Source organism: Mangrovihabitans endophyticus (assembly GCF_014646155.1).
GTDB classification, from domain to species: domain Bacteria; phylum Actinomycetota; class Actinomycetes; order Mycobacteriales; family Micromonosporaceae; genus Actinoplanes; species Actinoplanes endophyticus.
In genome coordinates this window covers 1-547 of the sequence record NZ_BMMX01000189.1, presented here as the reverse complement: position 1 = coordinate 547, position 547 = coordinate 1, and the positions used below count along the sequence as shown (strand labels likewise).

At 55.6% G+C, this 547-nt stretch carries 1 protein-coding gene; it reads left to right on the top strand.

Features of this window, described 5'->3' with window-relative positions; all coding sequences use genetic code 11:
* The coding region (traJ, locus tag IEY73_RS33095; RefSeq protein ID WP_189083263.1) for a conjugative transposon protein TraJ at positions 1-547 on the top strand (547 nt) is incomplete at both ends.

The window sequence follows — 547 nt, the reverse complement described above, 5'->3', positions numbered from 1 at the left end:
ATGGTACGCAACCCCGAAACCGCCTACCTCGTGTCCAACGAGGAATTTGACAAGCAACTGGAGGAACTCGGCTGGTCGCCCTCCGACATGGTGACGATGGCGGGAATGTATATCGACCGGGGAATGTACAACATGAAGAAGAGCATCCGCGACTTCTTCCGCGAGATACTCGAACTGCTGTTCCAAGCCGCCGCCCTCGTGATAGACACCGTCCGCACCTTCTTTCTCGTGGTGCTGGCGATTCTCGGTCCGATAGCCTTCGCCCTGTCGGTATGGGACGGTTTCCAAAACACGCTCACGCAGTGGATATGCCGCTATATACAGGTCTATCTGTGGCTACCGGTATCGGACATGTTCAGCACCATACTGGCGAAGATACAGGTTCTGATGCTGCAAAACGACATCGAGCGGATGCAGGCAGACCCGAACTTCTCGCTGGATTCGAGCGACGGGGTGTATATCGTATTCCTCTGCATCGGCATCATCGGCTACTTTACCATTCCCACCGTTGCGGGCTGGATTATCCAAGCCGGAGGCATGGGCGGTT